This window comes from Psychromicrobium lacuslunae, from assembly GCF_000950575.1.
Lineage (GTDB): Bacteria > Actinomycetota > Actinomycetes > Actinomycetales > Micrococcaceae > Renibacterium > Renibacterium lacuslunae.
On sequence record NZ_CP011005.1, the window covers coordinates 2442879 to 2461440 of the forward strand.

The following is an 18562-nucleotide window of genomic DNA, read 5'->3' on the forward strand; positions in this document are numbered from 1 at the left end:
GATACCCTAGACGGATGAGTGAAACACCCTCCAGCCCGGAGCCCACATCCGATCAGGAGAATCTGAAAGTCTCGGTGCGTCGTGCGCCAAAATATGTACCCTTCTTGGTAGCTGGCGGCGTAGTTGGGCTGATCGCCACCGTCATCGTGGCCTTTGCGGTGCCCAATGACCAATATGACAAGGGCACGATCTTCGGTTTTTTCCTGGTTCTGATCGCCTTAGTCGGGGTCGGGCTCGGTGGCGTTGTAGCGCTGATTTTCGATTTCTTCGGCCGTCGCCGAGCGCGCCAAGCCGTAGTTGAAGAGACCACAGAACTACCTTCCGAAGAAAACTAGAACTCGGCGGCCCAAAAATAGCTTAGAATGGCTTAGTGGCACGCGGCGATGGCAAACTTTCCCACGATCTTCTCACCGGCGAAAAAGGCCCCCAAGATGCATGTGGCGTCTTCGGCGTCTGGGCTCCCGGTGAAGAGGTAGCAAAGCTGACCTATTACGGTCTTTATGCGCTGCAACATCGCGGCCAAGAATCCGCTGGCATTGCGACCAGCGATGGCAAAAGAATCAACGTCTACAAGGACATGGGCTTGGTTTCCCAGGTCTTCGACGAAACCACACTGAACACCCTGCTCGGGCATATGGCAGTGGGACACTGTCGCTATTCCACCACTGGCTCCTCCACTTGGGCCAATGCCCAACCGACGCTCGGGGCCACGGTTGAAGGCACCGTAGCGCTCGCGCACAATGGCAATCTGACCAACACCGCCGAACTTTTCGACCTGGTGCTCGATCGCTACGGTCGACCCAAAACCGGCGAAATGGCGCAGGGCAATACCTCAGATACCGCCCTGGTCACCACCCTTCTGCAGGGCTCCGGCACCGACTCCTTAGAAGCGACCGCAATGGATTTGCTGCCGCGGATTAAGGGTGCCTTCTGCTTCGTCTTTATGGATGAAAACACCCTCTACGCCGCTCGGGATGCCTACGGCGTCCGCCCGCTGGTCCTCGGCCGCCTAGAGCGCGGCTGGGTGGTCGCCTCCGAGTCGGCTGCACTGGCTACCGTGGGTGCCAGCTTTATCCGCGAGATCGAACCGGGCGAGTTCATTGCCATTGACGAAGACGGCGTCCGCTCACAGCGCTTCGCTCCCGCTCAAGCTGCTGGCTGCGTCTTCGAATACGTTTACCTGGCTCGCCCGGATGCCACCATCGCTGGCCGTTCGGTCTACGAATCTCGCGTCGAAATGGGCCGCCAGCTGGCCCGCGAAAACGAGTTCGACGCCGATATTGTGATCCCGGTCCCCGAGTCGGGCACCCCGGCAGCAGTGGGGTACGCGGAGCAATCCGGCATCCCCTTCGCACACGGCTTCGTCAAAAATGCCTATGTCGGCCGAACCTTCATTCAGCCCTCCGAGACCTTGCGCCAGCTCGGTATCCGGCTCAAACTCAACGCTTTGGAGTCCGTCATCAAAGGCAAGCGCTTGGTGGTGGTCGACGATTCCATCGTGCGCGGCAACACGCAGCGCGCCGTGGTGCGGATGTTGCGTGAGGCGGGTGCCGCCGAGGTTCACGTCAAGATTTCCTCCCCACCGGTGCGCTGGCCATGCTTCTACGGTATTGACTTCGCTTCGCGGGCCGAGCTGATCGCCAACGGAGCCGCGATCGATGAGATCACCAAATCGATCGGCGCTGACTCCCTGGCGTATATCTCCGAAGACGGCATGATCGAAGCCACCCAGCAGCCCCGCGAACGGCTCTGCACCGCCTGCTTTACCGGCCAGTACCCGATCGAGCTGCCAGCCGCGGACCGGCTAGGGAAAAATCTGCTGGAGCGCGGTTCCGCGACCGGAGGCCATCCTGGCGCCAATGGCTGCGACCCGGGACCGGGGGCTGAGCTGGAAAGACTGTTGAACGAATCTGAACCCACTGCGAAGCAGCACTCGAAAGAGAGAGTATGAGCGAATCGATCACCTACGCCAGTGCTGGGGTAGATGTTGAGGCCGGAGATAAAGCGGTCGAACTCATGAAAGAGGCCGTTAAAGCCACTCACGGACCGCAGGTGCTGGGCGGCGTAGGTGGCTTCGCCGGTCTCTACGATGTTTCGCAGTTACTGAAGTACCGTGAACCGCTACTGGCAACGTCAACCGATGGCGTGGGTACCAAAGTGGCCATTGCCCAGGCAATGGATATTCACGACACTATTGGCTATGACTTGGTTGGCATGGTGGTCGACGACATCGTGGTGGTTGGCGCCGAACCGCTGTACATGACCGACTACATTGCTTGCGGCAAGGTGGTGCCGGAACGCATTGCCGATATCGTGCGCGGCATTGCGGCTGCCTGCGAGCAGGCTGGTACCGCCCTGATTGGCGGCGAAACTGCTGAGCACCCGGGCCTGCTCGGCGAACACGAGTATGACGTCGCTGGCGCGGCTAGTGGCGTGGTGGAGAAGAGTAAACTGCTCGGCCCGGAACGGGTACGAGAGGGCGATGTAGTGATCGCGATGGCCTCCTCCGGCCTGCATTCAAACGGTTACTCCTTGGTCCGCCGGGTGATCAATCACGCCGGTTGGGCACTCGATCGCCAAGTCAGCGAACTGGGCCGTACCTTGGGTGAAGAACTGCTGGTTCCAACCAGGGTCTATGCAGCAGATTGCCTCGACCTGGCAAGAACTTTCGACGTCGACGCCGAAAAGGCCGTACATGGCTTCAGCCACGTCACCGGCGGCGGCCTCGCTGCCAACCTCGCCCGGGTACTTCCGCAAGGTCTGACTGCAACCATTGAGCGTTCCAGCTGGGAACTGCCCGCCATTTTCAAACTGATCTCCGAGCTGGGCAATGTGCCATTGCCGGATCTTGAGCGAACCCTGAACCTCGGCGTCGGTATGGTCGCTATTGTCAGTGCGCAAGCCGCTGACGACGCCGTCGCACACCTGAACGAACGTGGTTTGCCTTCCTGGGTGATGGGCAGCGTGCAAGCCAGTGCAGCAGACAATCTGCCCAAGGACGGGCCTGACTACGTGCAGGGCGCTAAGGGCGTCGACGGTGGCGCAGTACGTCTGCTGGGTGCTTACGCCTAAAGTAACCAAAGTAACCCCAGCACGGTCGACCGCCCGCCTAGTTAGCGCTCAGTAACACTCGACTCAGGGACGCCAATCCGGGTTCCGACCGGTGTAGGCAATCACGCGGGCTAACTCGTCGGCATCCTCGGCTATCGGGAAGGCTGTTTTGAACAGCCCCTGTTCAATCAGCGGGGTCATTGCGGCCGGATCGTCTTGCGCAGCCCGGTAACGGATAAAGCCAGCGGGCACCGTCAATTCCATTGATGTTGCCCTGGCTAGGTCCCAGGCATGCACAAAGAGCTCGCTGCCCAGCATGCCGGAAATAAACTGGTTCTGTTCCTCTGCCAGGGCCGCCGGAAGCAGGTCCGGGCCTTCACCTCGTAACCGATGCCTGAACTCTTCAATAATGGCTTGGCCCGATTTGGCTAATCTCGCAACATAGTCATCGGATCGCTGCAGATCGGCTTGAAGCACGGTGTGCAGATTCAGGGCATCCAATGCGTAGCGATACGAGCCAAAGGCATGTTCCAGCAGTTGTTCTACGGTGAAGTGCTCGCAAGGGGTCGGCAGTTTGTAGTGTTCTGGACCGATCCTTCGCAGCACGTCAAGCATCACCGCAAGCGCGGCTTCCACGCTGGTGTCAAGCTCGCTGGGTTCCTTAAGATGGATCCATTCCGCGGGTCCCAATGCATCTCCAGCGCAGACCCGCAGCAACCGTGCAACGGCTGGGGCCAGGTCGCCAGCTAACTCGGGGTCAAATTCAACGGTGATCTCACTGTCGGCGTCACCAGCCCGGATGCTCCACAGCACTTCGGTCAACGGCCCAGTTTTGAAGCCCTCCCAGCTGAAAGCCCAGCCCACAAGATCGGGTTTCAGGCAGCTGAAATGACCACGAGCATGCAAACCGGGAGCCACCGTGAATCTGAATTCGCCGCCGAGCCGCGGATCGGCGCGCGCCACAATACTGAGCCAGCTGTTGAGCTGCTCAGGGACTGTCAATAATTCGGACACGCGCGATCCGGTCACAGGCACGCCAACAGCGATGGTGGTCATAAAGCCACCCTACGCCGATACCCCGACGGTGTTAATGACCGAACAGCAACGAACTAACCGATCCGGCGAGTGTCCGTATCGTCGTCCGCGTACTTATCCTCATATTCGGAATAGTCCGGCTCATCCGGCTCTTCCGAGTAGCGTTTGGAGGCAGGGCTGGAGGTGTGCGAGAGCTCGCGTTCCAGCGCCGAGTAGTCAGTGCTCGGCGAGTAGTACTTCATGTCCCGAGCCTGCTTAGTAGCTTTTGCCTTTTGACGGCCGCGCCCCATGGCGTGACCCCCTTTTGTACTTGTACCGGAGGTGGTCGCCCTGGCTGCGGGCGAGGCCCCGGATTATCGGTCAATTTGTCGTGTTACTAGATTACATGTTTAACCGGCCAAGTCGTGAACCCATTCCATCTTGACGGTGTCAAAACCTGCCCAGAAGCCCGGAAATTCGGTAGAGTCACATTCTAAAGACAGTTTTAGACAGCACAGCGCGTCGTTTATTCTTGGCAATAGAGTAAAACCGAAGACAAGTCATGAAGGGTGTTGAGGGCTCCGATGAGTGAAAACAACAGCAATCCGGCGGGGGCCGGAGGAGCAAATGGGGATCAGCCCGCAGCTGATACCCATCTGAACTTCCCTGAGCCCTCGCTAGGCGAAGCGCAAATCAGCCAGGACGCCGCCCAGAGTGCGTCCTTGGACGAAGCGGAGCAAGAAGCTGCCAAGGTGGCAGCAGAAGCTGAGTCCACGGTCAACGAGCCATCCTGGCTGGACAAGGGCGCTGGCAATAGCAGCAATGAATGGGATAACGCTTTCAGCGCTCCGTCCGCCAGCACACCCAGCCAGCAGCCGGCAACCTCTGCACCTGCCGCGGCTGCGCCTTCCGCCGAGAACGAATGGGGCGCGGAAGAAACCACCACTCTTCGGACCAACTTTAACGAGCCTCCGGTGGTAAACAATCCATGGACCCGCGGCGATAATGCGGGTGAGTCTGAGTCCACTCCGGCACCGTCGGCGCCGACGGCAGCTCCTTCTGCTCCGACTCAGCCACAGCATCAGGCTCCGAGCCAACCAGCTTCTGCCCCCGCCACCCCCAGCAATCAGGCTCCAGCCTCGGCAAGTGGCCAGCCGCAGGGCGCAGCAGCTTCACCGTGGTCGGCGCAAAACCAACAGCCAACTGGCCAGACGAACGCTCAGCAAGGCGGCCAGCCGAGCTCCGCAGCCCAGCCAGCGCCGACCCAGCAATTTGGGCAGCCTGCCAGCTACGGGCAGTCAACCCCAAGCCAGCCCAGCAATCCTTATGCTGCGCCAAGTGGGCAGCATAGCGCTGGCACCGGCCCTAGCACGGGCACCGGCAGCGCCCCACAGCCCTATGGGCAGCCAGCTCCCACTCAGCAGTTCGGTCAACCGCAGGGTGGCCCCGGGGCCAATCCTTACGGTCAGCCCCAAGGCCCAGGTAATACTGGCCCTCAGGGAGCCCCGCCCGCTTGGAACCAGCCGCGCCCGCAAGGTGCTGGCGGCCCGCAAGGACCGGGCGCACCCTATGGTTCGGGCGGACCGCAGGGACCCGGTGGACCGCAAGGTCCTGGTGGCCCCTACGGTTCCGGCCCGCAAGGCCCTGGCGGCCCGCAAGGTCCCGGCCCCTTCGGCGGAGCGCCCAAGAACAATAACAAGCTGTGGATCATTATCGGTGGTGCCGTCGTCCTGGTTGCCCTCATTGTTCTGGTGATCGTGCTGATTATTAACCTGATCCCGAAAGCACCGGTCAGCGCACCGACTAACGAGCCAACCACCAGCTCGCAGACCACCGACAGCCCGAGCAGCACTGACGATCCGAGTACCCCGACCGACACTCCCTCGCCGACCTCCTCGGACGATGGCGTCATTCTGCCGAATGTCAGCCCGCTGAAGTGGCTCAAGGGCGACTGCCTGAAGGACTACAAGGACATCAACACTCGGGCAGACATTGTCACTTGCTCCACGCCACATGGCGCACAGCTGATCAACACCTACAATTACCCAGACTCCGCGGCATTCCCAGGTAAGCCTGCTTTGCAGAGTAAGGGTCAGGATATCTGCGACGCAGCCCCACTCACCACTGAGGCGAAGGACGCCGGGGTGAAGAAGAGCTACGCTTACCCGACCGAGAGCACCTGGGCGAATGGCGACCGGCTGATCCAGTGCATCGCCTACTCCAAGGACAAGTCGAACTCCTTAACCTCGAATGTGACGAAGTAGCCAGCTGACTGTCAGTCATCGACTGATTAAACGGGTGGGGCCCAGAATCTTAGTTCTGGGCCCCACCCGTTTAATATTTGCTAGCCCCGCTAGCTGGCAGCTTCGTCAACCGAAAGGCTAAGCCCTGCGGACGGTGAGACCCGTGTTGCTACTCGAGCTTTCCACGCCGAGCTCGTCGACATCTGCTGCGGTGTCAACCAGCACCGTGTCACCATCGTTGATTTCCCCGGCCAGCAGTCCCTTAGCCAAGCGGTCACCAATCTCACGCTGCACCAGGCGACGCAACGGCCTTGCCCCATAGGCTGGGTCGAAACCAGTCATCGCCAGCCAAGCCCTGGCACCATCGGTGACCTGTAGAGTCAGCCGGCGCTCCTGTAACCTGGCAGCCAGCTTTTGCACCTGCAAATCCACAATCCGGGATAGCTCCGTGACGTTGAGCGCGTCAAACATCACCACATCGTCAAGCCGGTTCAGGAACTCGGGTTTGAACGAGGCGTTCACCACCGACATCACCGAATCACGTTTCTGCGCCTCGTCCAGTAGCGGGTCGACCAGGAACTGAGAACCGAGGTTGGAGGTCAGCACCAGGATCACGTTACGGAAGTCCACCGTGCGGCCCTGACCATCAGTCAGCCGACCGTCGTCCAGTACCTGCAGCAGAATGTCGAAAACTTCCGGGTGGGCCTTTTCCACCTCGTCGAGCAACACCACCGAATAAGGCCTACGTCGCACCGCCTCGGTGAGCTGGCCGCCCTCCTCATAGCCGACGTACCCAGGAGGTGCGCCAACTAGACGCGAGACAGCATGTTTTTCGGAGTATTCGCTCATATCGATGCGAACCATGGCGCGCTCATCATCGAAGAGGAAGTCTGCCAGCGCTTTAGCCAACTCGGTCTTACCAACGCCCGTTGGTCCCAGGAAAAGGAACGAACCTGTGGGTCGATCCGGATCCGAAATCCCAGCCCGCGCGCGACGCACCGCATCGGAGACCGCGGTGACAGCTTTCGCCTGGCCAATCAATCGTGAACCCAGCACCTGCTCCATACTGAGTAACTTCTGGCTCTCACCTTGCAGCATCCGGCCAGCTGGGATGCCGGTCCACGCGGAAATCACTTCGGCAATATCGTCGGCCGTGACTTCTTCGGCCACCATCAGTTCCGGCTTACTCACATCGGCGAGCGACTCTTCGGCCTTCTGTGCCTCCGCCAGCTCTGCTTCAAGGCCGGGGATCTCCCCGTAGAGGACCCTCGACGCCTGTTCCAGATCGCCCTCACGCTGCGCCTTTTCGGCCACCGATCGCAATTCGTCCAGCTTGGCCTTCAGCTCGCCGACCCTATTCAGCCCGGCCTTCTCCGCCTCCCATCGGGCATTCAGCGCCGCCAGCTCTTCCTTTTTATCGGCCATATCGGCACGTAACGCCTCGAGGCGTTCGACCGAAGCAGCATCCGTTTCGCTTTCCAGCGCCAGTTCTTCCATGGTGAGCCGGTCCACCGAGCGGCGCAACTGATCGATCTCCTCCGGCGCAGAATCGATTTCCATCCGCAGCCTGGAAGCAGCCTCATCAACGAGGTCAATGGCCTTATCGGGCAGCTGCCGGCCGCTAATATAGCGGTTCGAAAGCGAGGCGGCCGCCACCAGCGCCGAGTCAGCTATTGCCACTTTATGATGAGCTTCGTAACGTTCCTTGAGGCCGCGCAGGATGCCGATAGTGTCATCCACGCTGGGTTCGCCGACGTAGACCTGCTGAAAGCGCCGTTCCAGCGCCGGGTCTTTTTCAATGTGCTCACGATACTCGTCCAAGGTGGTGGCGCCGATCAAGCGTAATTCGCCGCGCGCCAGCATTGGTTTGAGCATATTGCCGGCGTCCATGGCACCCTCAGAAGCGCCTGCCCCCACCACGGTATGGATCTCATCAATGAAGGTGACAATCTGGCCGTCGGAGTTCTTAATCTCTTCCAGCACAGCCTTGAGTCGCTCTTCGAACTCACCGCGATACTTCGCCCCGGCCACCATGGCCCCCAGATCAAGACTGATCAGCGACTTACCGCGCAGGCTTTCCGGCACGTCCCCGGCCACCATCCGTTGCGCCAAGCCCTCCACCACAGCGGTCTTACCAACGCCAGGTTCACCGATCAGCACCGGGTTATTCTTGGTTCGCCGGGACAGCACTTGAACCACTCGGCGAATTTCGGAATCACGTCCGATCACCGGATCGAGCTTGCCCGCTCGAGCCACTTCGGTGAGGTCCAGCCCGAACTTCTCCAAAGCCTGAAAAGTGTTCTCCGGGTCAGCGGAAGTGACTTTACGGTCACCTCGAACGCCCGGCAAGGCAGCCCGCAGCGCCTCTACCGAAGCACCGGATTCACGCAGCAATCGAGCCACCTCATCGGAGCCCGCAGCCAGCCCCAACAATAGGTGTTCGGTGGAAATATAGGAGTCGCCAAGCGATTCAGCTTCCTGCTCGGCAGCTTGAATAGCCTGCAGTCCAGAACGCGAAAATTGAGCCTGCGCCACGGTGCTCCCCGAGCTAGCGGGTAGCGCCTTAATCGCTGCGGAGGCTTGCACACTGATCGCCTCGGGATCCACTCCTGCCGCTTTGAGCAAAGCGACTGCCACCCCTTCGCGCTGATCCATCAAAGCCTTGAGCATATGCGCTGGCTCAACCTGAGGGTTCCCTGCTGTAGAGGCATTCATCGCTGCCGCAGAGAGCGCCTCTTGCGTCTTAGTGGTGAATTTAGTGTCCAAAAAACTGCACTCCTTTTTGCTAGCTGGACGATAAAGTTCTTAACTTGAGTCTACTACGCTCAAGTTGAGAATTCGCTCCCAGCGTGATTATCCGCCCAGGGCGAAACTCGGCACTTTCGCTGGCCTCGGGCGGGAGACCGCAACTGGCACTTCCTGATATAAAGGCTTCCATCCCCGCCGCGACACGGCAAGCCCTGACCGATCCGAGCATCCAATCAGGCCCATCGCACTCCCTGGCAATTCCCGGGGAATTCTCAGTTAATTATCTGGATTCCCTTCGATGCCTCGGGATTCGCTGATACATTCTGGAACTGTCCGGCCCACCGTAGAGGGCAGCAAGTGAAAGGCATGAATAAGCATGGCTTTAAAAAATCTCTGGAAGATCCCGCTCTGTCTGGGCATCGCCCTAGTCGCGTTCTTTGCCGCAGCATCCCCGGCTTCAGCTGTCACAAAACTCAGCCAGGCCGATGCGGCCGCTCAGCTAAGCGCGGCTGGCATCACCCACTCTTCGAGCGGGAATTGCACCACCAGGTCAAACTCCACCTGCACTTCCTACGAACAGATCAACCAATCCACGGTAACCGGGTTGGTCACTCTTAAGAACGCCAGCAAGTGCGCAATCAACGTCACCGGAGGAACCGAAGTCGGCCACGCCTCGGGCACTTACAGCCACTACAACGGCTACAAGGCTGATATCGCTAAGAACACCTGCATCAATAACTACATCAAGAGCTCCTTCACTCAGATTGCCAATCGTGGCGACGGATATCCGCAATGGAAATCGGCCGCTGGCAATATCTACTGCGACGAAGGCAACCACTGGGACATTACTTACTACTGAGCCCACCGGAGGCTCCTGCCGCACAACCGCTTAGGGCCGTTAGAGACCAAAAGTCCAGCCGGGTCACCGAAAACTTCTCGGTGACCCGGCTGGACTGCTATCCGGACTAAGCTTCCGCTATGGCTGTCTATCTTGATCCGCCGCGCTGGCCCGCGCACGGCACCATGTTTTCGCATCTGATTTCCAACCAGTCACTGGAAGAACTTCATAGCTTTGCCGCTACGGCTGGCATTCCAGAACGCGCCTTCGATCGTGATCACTACGATGTGCCGATGCGACGACGTGCTGAACTGATTGCCTTAGGGGCCATCCCCGTCGAGGGCAGCGAGCTCACCAGATTGCTGATCGCCAGCGGTTTACGCGTGCCGGCCCGGCTGCGCAGCGAGTCGCTGGAAACCGCGCTCAGCTTACGCTGGAGAGCCTTGTTGCCCGGTACCGATGACATTGCCGCCGAGCTGCTGGAGCGCTGGGCCGAACCGCACCGGCACTATCATTCCCGAACCCACCTCTTGGCTGTGCTGGAAGCGCTTGAACTGATCACCGCTGAGCTCCCCCGAACCGTGCTGCTAGCCGCCTGGTTTCACGACGCGGTTTACCAGGGCGTGGCCGGGCAAGACGAAGAAGATTCGGCCCGGCTCGCCGAAATTCTCCTTAGCCCGCACCTCCCCGGCAACGAAGTAGCAGAAGTTGCCAGATTAGTCCGGCTCACCGTGCACCATGACCCGAAGCCTACTGACCACAACGGCGCCTTGCTTTGCGATGCCGACCTCGCTGTGCTCGGCGGTAGCGCCGAAGAATACGCGCGTTATCGCAGGGCGGTCCGCCAGGATTACGCCGATATCGCCGAATCGGACTTTCGACGCGGCCGGGCTGCCGTGTTGCAACAACTTTTGGCACTCAAACCGCTTTATCACACCGAACAGGCCCGGCAGCTGTGGGGTGATCAAGCAGTCAGCAACCTCAGCGAAGAACTCGCCGAGCTGAGCAACCCCCAGGCCTGATTCGCTCGGTGACACAATAGAGCTGTGTTGGAAAGACTTAGTGGCTCTTGGTCCGGCTCAGAAATCATGTTCGACTCGCCCTGGTCAGCAGCAGGCACTGCCTCGGGCCAGTTCAGTTTCAGCCATTCCCCGGTGGGTGTCTGGCTCCGTGAATACCGGCAACAACGGGCGGACGGGAGTGAATTCCTGGCCCACGAGGTGTATCAGCAGCAATCCAACGGTGAAATCTGGCTCTTCGGCTTCGATACCTTCGGTTTCGCGCCCCTAGAACCGGCCCGCGGGCGACTCGATGGCAACACCTTGACCCTGCTCAAGGCAACCCCACGCGGACAGGCGCGGCACTGCTGGACTATTGCTGATGCGCTTGACTATCGGGTTGATATTTCGGTTCAGGACTCCGCGGAGTTCCTTCCATTCTTGCAAGCAAGCTACCGGCGAGAGACGGCTTCCCCATCAGCCCCACCGCTAAGCTGAGCATATGTCTGTTCATTTAGCTGCCCAGCCCGGCGAAATCGCACCGCACGTCCTGATGCCCGGAGATCCGCTGCGCGCGCAGTGGATTGCTGAGACTTTCCTGGAGGACGCCCAGCAGTACAATACGGTGCGCAATATGTTTGGCTACACAGGTCATTATCAAGGCCTGCCGGTGTCTGTTCAAGGCAGCGGGATGGGGCAGCCGTCAATGTCGATCTACGCCACCGAATTAATGCAGGACTACGGCGTGAAAACCATTATCCGGGTCGGCACCTGCGGCGCTATTTCGCACCAAGTGAATCTTCGCGACGTGATTATTGCCAATACCGCCTCAACTGATTCGGCGATGAATCGACTGCGTTTTCACGGCATTGACTTCGCTCCGGGGGCGGATTTCGCGCTACTGCGACATGCCGTCGAGGTGTCCGAAGAACGAGGCCTCAGCAGTAAGGTTGGCGGTTTATTCTCCTCGGACCTGTTCTACAACGACCGTCCCGAACTCGCCATGCAGCTGGCCGACTACGGGGTGCTGGCCATTGAGATGGAAGCCTCCGCACTCTACACCCTGGCGCTCAAATACGGTGTTCAGGCGCTCACCGTGGCCACCGTATCGGACCATATCCTGACCGAAGAAGCCACCAGCGCCCAGGAACGTCAAGAAACCTTCAGCGCCATGATCGAGCTCTCCCTGGAAGCGGTGAAGCGCAACGCCCAGGCAACTGCCACGGGCTGAACGAGATTAGGGGTTTTCCCTGATGTCGCAGTAATCCGAAAAGAGGAGAATAAGAACGTGAAAGCGATTCTTAACGTCATTTGGTTGGTCTTCGGCGGTCTGTGGTTGGCGCTGGGTTATTTTCTCGCCGGTGTAGTGTGCTGCATTCTGATTATCACCATCCCCTGGGGCATTGCCTCTTTCAGAATTGCAGGCTACGCGCTCTGGCCCTTCGGCCGGACAGTGGTCGACAAGCCCAAAGGCCCCGGGGTGGTCGCCACGCTGGGAAATGTGATCTGGTTGCTAGTCGCTGGGATCTGGATTGCCATCGGCCATGTCCTGACCGCCATCGCGATGGCCATCACGATCATTGGCATCCCGCTGGCGATTGCCAATCTCAAGCTCATCCCGGTCTCGCTCATGCCACTCGGCAAGATGGTGGTCCCCACCGACCGGCCCTTCGTCTCGACCTACCGCTAAGCAAGGACGCCCACACAAACCACCGACTCACAGCACCAAGCTGCAGCAGCACCTCGGACGCAACGCCTTCTGACGCGAACAGTCATCGAGAACGGTCATCGGGAAAAATAAATCTTGTGTTGGAGTGCACTCCAGGTCCTACGCTGAATAGATGAGCACACAGCAGCGGACAATCAAGGCTTCCAAACCGAGCGTCTTGAAACCGGCAAGGGCCGATACACCGGCAGCCGCAGCAGACGAACCCGGCGAGCAGATCCTTTCGATATCCGATGTCTCTGAAGCAACTGGGCTGAGTCAGGACACACTTCGTTGGTATGAACGCGAAGGTATGTTCCCCCATATCGCCCGCGGCGGAGATCGACGCCGGAAATACAACCAGGACGACTTGGCCAGGATTATGTTGCTGGTCAAGCTACGCCGTACCGGGATGTCGGTGCACGATATGCAGCGCTTCGTGCATCTACTGGCGGGCGGAAAAGAAACTCACCAGGAACGCATGACGCTGTTGCTGGAGCATCGGATCAAGGTACTCGCACAGCTTGAGCAGGTGAGGTCGGACCTTGAGATGGTCGACCTCAAAATCGCTCACTACGACCAACTGATCTCTCTCGATCAGGACTGTATTGCTGAGCAAAACCCCCTTAAAACAAATGAATCGAAGGCGACTAATGAGCATTAATCTCGGCGACAATTTCCAGGTCAGCTCGCTGGGCTTCGGCGGCATGGCCCTCACCCCGGTGTACGGACCCAGCGATCCGACTGAGGCTCTAGCCACCCTGAATCATGCGGTCGACGTCGGTGTCAGCTTCATCGACACGGCCAATGTTTATGGCATGGGCAGCAATGAAGAACTCATCGCTAAGCTGCTCAAATCCCGCCGCGACGAGGTCCAGCTGGCCACTAAATTCGGTATCGCCAGTAATCCGGCAACCGGTGGCCGAGAGGTGCGCGGCGATCCGGCCTACGTCAAAGAATCTGCGGCCGCCAGCCTCAAACGTTTAGATACCGAGGTGATCGACCTTTACTATCTACACCGGCTTGACGCCCGGGTACCTATTGAAGAAACCGTTGGCGCGATGGCCGAACTAGTGCAGGAGGGAAAAGTGCGCCATTTGGGTCTCTCCGAAGTGACAGCGTCGGAGTTGGAACGCGCTACAGCTGTGCACCCCATCGCCGCTGTACAAAGTGAGTGGTCCATTTGGAGTCGCGATGTAGAGCAGAGCGTGGTTCCAGCGTCCGCTCGCTTGGGCGTTGGCTTCGTGCCCTACTCGCCCTTAGGCCGCGGCTTCCTCACCGGCACCCTGGCCGCCAAAAACCTTGCTGAGAACGACTTCCGCCGCCAAATTCCCAGGTTCGACGGCGACGCCGTTGACGCCAACCAAGCGGTCGTCGAAGTGATCCGCCGGGTCGCCAGCGAACTCAGGGTCGGCGAGGCCGAAGCCACCCCGGCGCAGGTCGCGCTGGCTTGGCTATTAACTCAAGGCAGGCGATTTGGCCTGCCAGTAGTACCAATTCCAGGCACCAGACGTGCCGCGCGAATCGACGAAAACCTCGGTGCTGTCACTCTCGAACTGAGCGACGCTCAGCTCGCTGCCCTGGATGAGGCAGCGGATGCGGTGGTTGGCAGCCGTTCCAATACCCCGAACTGGGTGTCATCGGACCGCGAATAAGACCGTTATTTAGACCAGAAGGCTAAATAACTAGCAAATAACTGCGCAGTAAACTCCGGCCAGGCTACACTGACTTTCCGACGAAGAATGGCTTTAGGTAACAAACAACGACGTTCTGGAGGCAGAGATGGCACGCGTAGCCAATCCCTATTCGATCTGGCGGCGCAAGCCGGTCGATGAGATCGAAGAAGAAAGTGGCAAGAGCGGACTCAAAAAGAGTCTTGGCCTCTGGCAACTGACCGCAATCGGCGTCGGCGGCATCGTCGGCGTCGGGGTGTTCTCGCTCGCCGGGTTGGTCGCGCACGGCGACGCCAATAACCCGGCGGTCGGACCGGCGGTGTTGATCTCCTTCTTGATCGCCGGGGCAGCCTCCGCGGCGGCGGCGCTGTCTTACGCGGAGTTCGCCGGCATGGTTCCCCGCGCCGGTTCTGCCTACACCTACGGTTATGTGGCGCTCGGCGAGGCCGCCGGCTGGTTCATCGGCTGGGATCTTTTGCTGGAGTACATTGCCATTGTCGCGGTGGTGGCAATCGGGATATCCGGCTACTTTGACGCCTTCCTTTCCGGTTTCGGCGTGCATTTGCCCGATTGGATGTCACAAACCGCTGACTCGCCCGGCGGTCTGATTAATCTGCCTGCGATTGTGATCTGCCTGCTCGTTACCTTCATTCTGAGCCGTGGCACCAAGGCCTTAGGGCGCTTTGAAATCATTGCCGTGGCGCTCAAAATCCTACTGATTCTGTTCATTGTCGGTCTCGGGCTGTTCTACATCAACACAAATAACTACTCGCCGTTCATGCCCTTTGGTTTCGGACCGGTGATCGCCGGTTCAGCGACTGTGTTCTTCGCCGTGTTCGGTTACGACGCAATGAGTACCGCGGCGGAGGAATCAACCGACGGTAAGAAGCACATGCCCAAGGCTATTGTGCTGTCGCTGATCATCGCCATGGTGCTCTACGTCGGTGCCACCCTGGTGCTCACCGGCATGCAGAACTATCAGGACATCGATCCCAAAGCCGGCTTCGCCTCCGCTTTCACCAGCGTCGGACTGCCGGTAATTGCCACCATTATTTCGGTCTTCGCGGTGATCTCGATCATTACGGTGATGCTCACCTTCCTGCTCGGTGTCACCCGAGTCTGGTTCTCGATGAGCCGCGACGGCCTCTTGCCGAAGTGGTTCTCTCAGGTGGATCGCCGCGGTGTGCCACAGCGGGTGACTTGGATTGCCGGGGTGGGCTCAGCCGTATTAGCTGGCATCTTCCCGATCCGCGAAGTAGCCGATCTGACGAATATTGGCATCCTGGCGGCCTTCGTGGTGGTGTGCGTTTCGGTTATTGTCTTCCGCTACACCAAGCCCAACACCCCGCGCACCTTCCGGCTGCCCTGGATGCCGGTGGTGCCGGTCTTTGGCGTGCTGGCCTCGGGATATCTGATCGCTCAACTGCACTGGGAGACCTGGCTGCGCTTCGTGGTCTGGCTGATCGTCGGTCTGGTGGTTTACTTCTTCTACGGTCGTAAGCACTCGCTCATGAACCCGGATAGCCCCCGTCATCAGCTGAAGAAGTAGGCCAGCTAAGCTGGGGCTATGCGCAGAAAAGTAGATTGGCTCGAGTTCGGCCTGTGGATTGGCGGGTTCGTACTGATCTTTGTGCTGCTCTCGCTGGTCAATTGGCCGTTCTTACTGAAGATGCTGGCAGCGATTGTGCTGTCTTTGGTTTTCAGCGTGATTTCCAACCGGATTCGGCGGTATGTACAGCGCCGCCGCAGTGAACCAAAACGCATCCGGGTGATCAGCGTAGAAACGGTTGATGACTAATGCCAGTGGTGCGATATCGAGAGCTAAAGTCTCAGCGCTGGCTAAACGGTGGCGGGGAGACCAGAGTGCTGGCTTCGGCGACCGGGCCAGATGGTGACTTTGACTGGCGAATCAGTATCGCCGAAGTCAACAAGGCCGGGGAGTTTTCCGAGCTGCCTGGGATCGACCGGATCATCACCCTGATCGACGGCGAGTTCCTGATGCTCACCGTCGACGGCGTGGAACAGGGCTTGGAACGCTACCGACCGTTCCGATTCTCGGGCGATGCCGCGACCAGCGCGGAGCTGCCGACCGGGCCGGGAATGGATCTCAATCTGATGACAAGACGCGGCAGCTACCGGGGTTTCGTTACGGTCTTGGAAATCTCGAAAAAGCGCCCGCACCCAGTCTTCGAAGATCAGTGGGCAGTGTTGCTGCAGGGCTCAGCACAGCTTGCCGACGGTAGCCAGCTTGAGCGTTTCGACGCGGTGCAGGGCGCCGCTACACCGCCGGAGATCAGCGGTCGTGGTTTTATCGCGGTGATCAGCTTGGAACCTGAGCCTGCCAGCGACTAAGGAATAATTTGGCGTAGAAAATGCCCGCTACCTGATCAGGTAGCGGGCATTTTTGGCTAACTTTCTCGCGCTGTGAAGTTAGCGTGCACGGCGTGCGTTTGAGGCCGGCGCGCCAGCGCGACGCGGCCCGGACGGTCGGCTGCGACGCTGCGCCGGAGCCGCGCTACGCTCGGTCCGGCCACCGGTCGAGGTGCCCGGAGCCGAAGTACCTCGGTTGGCACCGCCCTGGCTGGAGCCGGGCTGAGCTCCGCCGCGCGGCGCTGAATCCCTGCGGCCACCGGCGGGAGCGGCACCACCGCGACGACCGTTGCTCTGGCCACGGCTCGTCTCGGAGCCGAAACGCGGCGCCTGCGGCTGGTCTCGACGTCGTTCCTGTCGGTTGCCAGCGGCCGGTGCTGGCTGGACTTGGCGGCGAGCCCGCTTACGCTGCGCATTCGCCCCGGTGGATTTACCTTGCCCTTGCTGCGGGGCCTTAGCAGCGAGCAGGGCGGCGCGAGTGCGCGGATCGACACGATCGGCGACATCGCCAACGAGCTTGGCAATCAGCGGTGAGGTTGCTGTTACCTTCTCAAAGGCCACATCGACGCCAGCCGCGCGCATTAGCTTCTTGACGTCCTGCTGCTGTTCGGGCAACGAAATGGTCACCACGGTACCTTCGGAGCCGGCCCGTGCGGTGCGGCCGGAGCGGTGTAAGTAGGCTTTGTGCTCGGTGGGCGGGTCGACGTGGATGACCAATTCGACGTCGTCGACATGCACCCCGCGAGCTGCCACATCGGTAGCTACCAGCACCCGAACATCTCCGGAGGAGAACTCGGCGAGATTGCGATCTCGCGCATTCTGCGACAGGTTACCGTGCAGATCAACCGCGGGAATACCAGCGTCGGTCAAGGTTTTCGCCAATTTGCGGGCGTGGTGTTTGGTCCGCATGAACAGCACGCGGCGACCCTTACCGGAGGCCAGCTCAACAATCAGCTGTTTTTTGACGCCTTGATCGGCAACCGCGAGCACGTGGTGCTCCATCGTGGAAACAGCCGCTTTGGGCTCATCCACCGAGTGAGTCACCGGTGAGTTCAAGTAGCGCTGCACGATCTTGTCCACGCCATTATCCAGCGTGGCTGAGAACAACAGACGCTGACCCTGACTGGGTGTGGTGTCGAGCAGCCGCTTCACCACCGGCAAGAAGCCAAGGTCAGCCATATGATCTGCTTCGTCAAGAACAGTGATCTCCACCGCTTCGAGAGAAATAATTTTCTGCCGCATCAGGTCTTCTAGGCGCCCCGGGCAGGCAATCACGATGTCGACACCGGCGCGCAGCGCGCGTTCCTGACGTTGCTGCGAGACGCCGCCGTAGATCACCGTGGTGTTCAGTCCGAGCGCCTGGGCTAAGGGTTCTACCGTGGCGTTGATCTGGGTCGCCAGCTCTCGGGTGGGCGCCAGGATCAGGCCGAGCGGGCGGCCTGGCTTGCGCCGGTACGCAGCCTCGGCCTCGGCCAGTCGGGCCACCAGGGGCAGCCCGAAAGCCAGGGTTTTGCCGGAACCGGTACGGCCGCGGCCCAGAACGTCTCGACCACCGAGGGAGTCGGGCAGGGTCTTGCTTTGAATCGGGAAGGGCGTTGAGATGCCTTGGGCATCGAGCACGGAAACTAAGGACTTGGGCACGCCCAAGGAAGCAAAGGTTTGCAAGAAAATAACTTTCAGGCTTGGCCTTCCGCAGCTCAGGCTTCGAAAGGCACGTCCCTCATGGCCGGTTGGCACAAGGGTTCGCCGAAGAAAAGCTGAGTAGCTGTGCGGTCAACCGCGAGGCGGGACCGAACTTTCGCGTTCATCGACGCAGGATGCACACAACAATGGCGCATCCAGTACTTCTATTCTATCAGCGATCAATGAATTGATTGACCGGTGGGCACCGAGGGCCGGGAAGCACCGGCTCGACGCCAAAC

Annotated in this window: 18 protein-coding genes; 14 read left to right on the forward strand and 4 right to left on the reverse strand. The window is 59.7% G+C overall.

Features of this window, described 5'->3' with window-relative positions; all coding sequences use genetic code 11:
* Positions 1-14: 14 nt before the first annotated feature.
* From UM93_RS11515 to purM, 3 genes are read left to right on the forward strand one after another with little or no spacing between them, the layout of a single operon-like run.
* A complete protein-coding gene (locus tag UM93_RS11515) occupies positions 15-335 on the forward strand; it encodes a hypothetical protein (RefSeq protein ID WP_045075703.1) in 321 nt (106 codons plus the stop codon).
* Between the two features lie 35 nt (positions 336-370).
* The gene (gene purF / locus UM93_RS11520; RefSeq protein WP_045075704.1) at positions 371-1951 is read left to right on the forward strand and encodes an amidophosphoribosyltransferase; all 1581 of its coding nucleotides are present in this window, start codon (positions 371-373) and stop codon (positions 1949-1951) included.
* Complete coding sequence (gene purM, locus UM93_RS11525) at positions 1948-3072, forward strand: phosphoribosylformylglycinamidine cyclo-ligase (RefSeq protein ID WP_045075706.1); 1125 nt, start codon at positions 1948-1950, stop codon at positions 3070-3072. Before purF ends, purM begins: the two co-directional genes overlap by 4 nt.
* Before the next feature lie 63 nt (positions 3073-3135).
* Here the strand turns inward: purM and UM93_RS11530 are convergent, their stop codons facing one another.
* Both UM93_RS11530 and UM93_RS11535 read right to left on the reverse strand, forming a co-directional pair.
* The gene (locus UM93_RS11530; RefSeq protein WP_045075708.1) at positions 3136-4107 is read right to left on the reverse strand and encodes a TIGR03086 family metal-binding protein; all 972 of its coding nucleotides are present in this window, start codon (positions 4105-4107) and stop codon (positions 3136-3138) included.
* A 53-nt stretch (positions 4108-4160) separates the two neighbouring features.
* Entirely contained in the window at positions 4161-4376 is a 216-nt protein-coding gene (locus UM93_RS11535) for a DUF3073 domain-containing protein (protein ID WP_045075709.1), read from the reverse strand.
* A 273-nt stretch (positions 4377-4649) separates the two neighbouring features.
* Here UM93_RS11535 and UM93_RS17830 point away from each other — a divergent pair, with 273 nt between their 5' ends.
* Positions 4650-6329, forward strand: coding sequence for a hypothetical protein (locus UM93_RS17830; protein ID WP_052663762.1), 1680 nt, complete (start codon positions 4650-4652; stop codon positions 6327-6329).
* Between the two features lie 117 nt (positions 6330-6446).
* Here UM93_RS17830 and clpB read toward each other — a convergent pair whose 3' ends face one another.
* Positions 6447-9074, reverse strand: coding sequence for an ATP-dependent chaperone ClpB (gene clpB / locus UM93_RS11545; protein ID WP_045075711.1), 2628 nt, complete (start codon positions 9072-9074; stop codon positions 6447-6449).
* Between the two features lie 358 nt (positions 9075-9432).
* Between clpB and UM93_RS11550 the strand changes: the two genes are divergently transcribed.
* From UM93_RS11550 to UM93_RS11595, 10 genes are all read left to right on the forward strand, one after another.
* The gene (locus UM93_RS11550; RefSeq protein ID WP_045075712.1) at positions 9433-9915 is read left to right on the forward strand and encodes a hypothetical protein; all 483 of its coding nucleotides are present in this window, start codon (positions 9433-9435) and stop codon (positions 9913-9915) included.
* Between the two features lie 119 nt (positions 9916-10034).
* Positions 10035-10916 (forward strand): DUF4031 domain-containing protein, encoded by an 882-nt coding sequence (locus UM93_RS11555; RefSeq protein WP_045075714.1) that lies wholly within the window; start codon positions 10035-10037, stop codon positions 10914-10916.
* Positions 10917-10940: 24 nt separating this feature from the next.
* Positions 10941-11390, forward strand: a complete 450-nt coding sequence (locus UM93_RS11560; protein ID WP_045075715.1) for a hypothetical protein — start codon at positions 10941-10943, stop codon at positions 11388-11390.
* Between the two features lie 4 nt (positions 11391-11394).
* Positions 11395-12123 carry a purine-nucleoside phosphorylase gene (gene deoD, locus UM93_RS11565; protein ID WP_045075717.1) on the forward strand — a complete coding sequence of 243 codons (729 nt, stop codon included), beginning with the start codon at positions 11395-11397 and terminating at the stop codon, positions 12121-12123.
* Between the two features lie 57 nt (positions 12124-12180).
* Positions 12181-12582, forward strand: coding sequence for a YccF domain-containing protein (locus tag UM93_RS11570; protein ID WP_045075718.1), 402 nt, complete (start codon positions 12181-12183; stop codon positions 12580-12582).
* A 151-nt stretch (positions 12583-12733) separates the two neighbouring features.
* On the forward strand, positions 12734-13261 hold the full coding sequence (locus UM93_RS11575) for a MerR family transcriptional regulator (protein ID WP_082057119.1): 528 nt from the start codon (positions 12734-12736) through the stop codon (positions 13259-13261).
* Positions 13251-14252, forward strand: coding sequence for an aldo/keto reductase (locus tag UM93_RS11580; RefSeq protein WP_234399297.1), 1002 nt, complete (start codon positions 13251-13253; stop codon positions 14250-14252). The genes UM93_RS11575 and UM93_RS11580 overlap by 11 nt, the downstream gene beginning before the upstream one ends.
* A gap of 127 nt (positions 14253-14379) precedes the next feature.
* Positions 14380-15819, forward strand: coding sequence for an amino acid permease (locus UM93_RS11585; RefSeq protein ID WP_045075721.1), 1440 nt, complete (start codon positions 14380-14382; stop codon positions 15817-15819).
* Positions 15820-15837: 18 nt separating this feature from the next.
* Positions 15838-16068: a hypothetical protein gene (locus tag UM93_RS11590; RefSeq protein WP_045075723.1), complete on the forward strand. Its 231-nt coding sequence runs from the start codon at positions 15838-15840 to the stop codon at positions 16066-16068.
* A complete protein-coding gene (locus tag UM93_RS11595; RefSeq protein WP_045075724.1) occupies positions 16068-16622 on the forward strand; it encodes a HutD/Ves family protein in 555 nt (184 codons plus the stop codon). Before UM93_RS11590 ends, UM93_RS11595 begins: the two co-directional genes overlap by 1 nt.
* A gap of 78 nt (positions 16623-16700) precedes the next feature.
* On the opposite strand, the gene UM93_RS11600 is transcribed toward UM93_RS11595, so the two are convergent.
* Positions 16701-18305, reverse strand: coding sequence for a DEAD/DEAH box helicase (locus tag UM93_RS11600; RefSeq protein ID WP_045075726.1), 1605 nt, complete (start codon positions 18303-18305; stop codon positions 16701-16703).
* Between the last annotated feature and the right edge of the window lie 257 nt (positions 18306-18562).

Bases quoted from the DNA above. Each gene is read 5' to 3' on its own strand.
- UM93_RS11515 (WP_045075703.1), top strand. From the start codon at position 15: ATGAGTGAAACACCCTCCAGCCCGGAGCCCACATCCGATCAGGAGAAT.
- purM (WP_045075706.1), top strand. From the start codon at position 1,948: ATGAGCGAATCGATCACCTACGCCAGTGCTGGGGTAGATGTTGAGGCC.
- UM93_RS11530 (WP_045075708.1), bottom strand. From the start codon at position 4,107: ATGACCACCATCGCTGTTGGCGTGCCTGTGACCGGATCGCGCGTGTCC.
- UM93_RS11535 (WP_045075709.1), bottom strand. From the start codon at position 4,376: ATGGGGCGCGGCCGTCAAAAGGCAAAAGCTACTAAGCAGGCTCGGGAC.
- UM93_RS17830 (WP_052663762.1), top strand. From the start codon at position 4,650: ATGAGTGAAAACAACAGCAATCCGGCGGGGGCCGGAGGAGCAAATGGG.
- UM93_RS11550 (WP_045075712.1), top strand. From the start codon at position 9,433: ATGGCTTTAAAAAATCTCTGGAAGATCCCGCTCTGTCTGGGCATCGCC.
- UM93_RS11555 (WP_045075714.1), top strand. From the start codon at position 10,035: ATGGCTGTCTATCTTGATCCGCCGCGCTGGCCCGCGCACGGCACCATG.
- deoD (WP_045075717.1), top strand. From the start codon at position 11,395: ATGTCTGTTCATTTAGCTGCCCAGCCCGGCGAAATCGCACCGCACGTC.
- UM93_RS11575 (WP_082057119.1), top strand. From the start codon at position 12,734: ATGAGCACACAGCAGCGGACAATCAAGGCTTCCAAACCGAGCGTCTTG.
- UM93_RS11580 (WP_234399297.1), top strand. From the start codon at position 13,251: ATGAGCATTAATCTCGGCGACAATTTCCAGGTCAGCTCGCTGGGCTTC.
- UM93_RS11585 (WP_045075721.1), top strand. From the start codon at position 14,380: ATGGCACGCGTAGCCAATCCCTATTCGATCTGGCGGCGCAAGCCGGTC.
- UM93_RS11590 (WP_045075723.1), top strand. From the start codon at position 15,838: ATGCGCAGAAAAGTAGATTGGCTCGAGTTCGGCCTGTGGATTGGCGGG.
- UM93_RS11595 (WP_045075724.1), top strand. From the start codon at position 16,068: ATGCCAGTGGTGCGATATCGAGAGCTAAAGTCTCAGCGCTGGCTAAAC.